The organism is Micromonospora sp. NPDC050686, assembly GCF_040654475.1.
Taxonomy (GTDB): Bacteria; Actinomycetota; Actinomycetes; order Mycobacteriales; family Micromonosporaceae; genus Micromonospora.
In genome coordinates this window covers 1-2,326 of record NZ_JBFAID010000134.1, presented here as the reverse complement: position 1 = coordinate 2,326, position 2,326 = coordinate 1, and the positions used below count along the sequence as shown (strand labels likewise).

At 67.5% G+C, this 2,326-nt stretch carries 3 protein-coding genes; all 3 read right to left on the bottom strand.

Annotated elements, in window-relative coordinates; genetic code table 11:
• A partial coding sequence (locus AB0H57_RS32750) for a hypothetical protein (protein ID WP_357512613.1) occupies positions 1 to 483 on the bottom strand: 483 nt, incomplete at its 3' end.
• 80 nt (positions 484 to 563) lie between these two features.
• The gene (locus AB0H57_RS32745; protein ID WP_357512611.1) at positions 564 to 1,031 is read right to left on the bottom strand and encodes a peptidase inhibitor family I36 protein; all 468 of its coding nucleotides are present in this window, start codon (positions 1,029 to 1,031) and stop codon (positions 564 to 566) included.
• A 145-nt stretch (positions 1,032 to 1,176) separates the two neighbouring features.
• Positions 1,177 to 2,157, bottom strand: coding sequence for a helix-turn-helix domain-containing protein (locus AB0H57_RS32740; RefSeq protein ID WP_357512610.1), 981 nt, complete (start codon positions 2,155 to 2,157; stop codon positions 1,177 to 1,179).
• Positions 2,158 to 2,326 lie beyond the last annotated feature (169 nt).

Sequence of the window (2,326 nt, the reverse complement as noted above, 5' to 3'; positions counted from 1 at the left end):
CAGGCGCCGGTTCGCCTCGCCGAGACAGCCGCCCTCAGGGATCCGGCCGCCGGCCGGCACCGGTCCGCCGGCGTCGAACCGGGTGCCGGTAAGCGCCGCCGCCGTCTCCTTTGGAGGCGGTGGATCCTTGTCTTCAGCCGGGGCACCGTCGGATGCGGCGTGGTAGCCGAGGCGTTGTGCCTGGCCGTGCTCCACCAGTCCGTACAACCCGTCTCGCGCGGCAGCCGGGTCGGTGCGCTGCGGTTGCGGCGGCCGGTAGGAGATGCCGAGCCTGCGCATGCAGGCCACGACCAGCTTCGCCTCGGCCCGCTGGAGAAGCAGGTCCTCGTCTCCAGACGGAAACAGGCGGTCCAACGGAAGGCTCATGGTCGCCACCGGCGATGGCTGGGCGGGCCGCTGCGCGGGCCCGTTCGGGTCACAGGCGGCACCGGCACCGAGGGCCAGGCAGGCCAGCGCGAGGGCCGCGAATTGCCTGTAGATCATGGGCATGAAGACCTCGCTCAGGATGGAGGGGCCCGCGTTGCCGCCTACCTCACGGCCGACGCGAGCCCCTCGACGCGGTCCTATGGGCGGCAACGCGTTTGCGGTTGGCCGGCCCAGACGAAGCAGAACGAGCTGAATCGGTCGTTCCAGTTGTTCCCGTTCTGGTCCAGGTCCAGCGTGAGGTTCAGGGCCTCGTCCGACTGACCGCTGTTGGCCTTCTGACGCCAGAAGTAGAGGCCCCGGAAGTTCTCGTGCTCGAAGAGGCGGACGGGATTCACCGGATCGTAGTTGCGCAGCGAGCTGACGCTGTCCTGCAGCGAGCAGCCCGAAGTACAGGCAGCCACGTACGACCACTGCCGGAAGTCCGGGGTGGTCGCGGCAGTGTCGTAGCGACCGCCGCGCAGGTCGCTGTTCTGCCACATGCACAGTTCGCCGCTTTCGCACACGCCGTTGCGCGACGTCGACGCCTGGGCCGGGCCGGCCACGGCCAGGAGCCCGCTGGCCGCCAGCGCCAACGCACCGAAGAACGCCAGGATTTGTCGCTTCATGAGTCTCCTTAGCTGTGGGATCTTTGTGCCGGAGCTGAGTGATGAGGTGTCGGTGACACCGGTGTAGATGAGGTCAGTCAACCCTGGTGCAAAGGTGCAGCCGAAACTATTCGAACCAGTTCGAATCGGCCCCACATCATTGGATTTACGGCCCGGCGGTGTCTGCCAGCGTGGTGCCTCGCGTTGTGCGTTGGTACAGAACGTGGCGGCCGTCTCGATGCCTGCTGACGAGCCGGGCGCGGTGCAACGCACCGAGGTGGTAGGAGACCGTACTGGCCGCCACGCCGTGCCGCGTCGCCAACTCTGCGGTCGAGCGGGCGACCTCGAGGTCCGTGAGCAGTGCGGCGCGCACGGCGCCGACCACCTCGGTGAGTCCCCCGGGACCACGGCAGCGGCGGTTCCCGACCCGGCTAGGCGGGTAGTAGATGATGGCGGGCATCGCATCGTCGATCTGGACCATGAGGGTTGGCCATGTCAGAACGGTGGCCGCGAGCACGAGGTCGTGGTCGGTGAGGTCGACCACGCGATCATGAGGTGTGTCGATGATCAGCGAATCGCTGGTCCAGTTGATCCGTGGATGGAGCCGGCCAAGTACCTGGCCGATGCCGTTCCCGGCGATGGCCATGGATCGTGCGCCGATGTCGTTGTCAATGACTGTCTGAAGCGCTGGCCAGTCGTCGTGCAACGTCTCCCGCCAGAAGTGTGCGACACCGGCGGCGAGCCGCTGCTGCAGTCGCCCGGCTTCGGCGAGTCGTCGGATACGGTGAGGCAGCGGCCGGCCGCGATGTGACTCCGCGGCGGACAACACCTGGGTGTCAACGGCGTCCTGCGCGGCCGATTCGATCTCGGCGAGCTGGGCGTCCAGGATCTCGTGCCACGAACCGAGCCGCGGTTTCGGCGTCAGGAGATCGGGGATGTAGCCGGCTCCCTGAGGTGACAGCAGATCGGCGACCAACGACACGTCGGGATGCCGCAGAGCTCCTCGTGCGACCGGGCCCGGATCACCGAACACCGCGTGCCGGCGGGTGCTCGCGGCGAGGGCCAGCCACGCCATGGCCTCCATGGCCAGTGAAGCCGACCACCGGGTCCTAGCCAGCGTCCGCACGCCGAGTCGCAGAGTGATCATTCGACACTTCACCTGGCCCTCAGTGGATTCAACGTGGCCTAGCGAGGAATCCCGGTCTCTTCAGGGCCGGGAGGAATCGCGTCACGTGCCTGGGCGTTTCTGGTTTTCGATGTACTCGCGGATGCCTGCTAGGGGTGCCCCACCGCACGATCCGGCGAAGTACGACGGC

What these genes read in the sequence shown, in the direction of transcription:
- AB0H57_RS32745 (WP_357512611.1), bottom strand. Translation starts at nt 1,031, where the DNA reads ATGAAGCGACAAATCCTGGCGTTCTTCGGTGCGTTGGCGCTGGCGGCC.
- AB0H57_RS32740 (WP_357512610.1), bottom strand. Translation starts at nt 2,157, where the DNA reads ATGATCACTCTGCGACTCGGCGTGCGGACGCTGGCTAGGACCCGGTGG.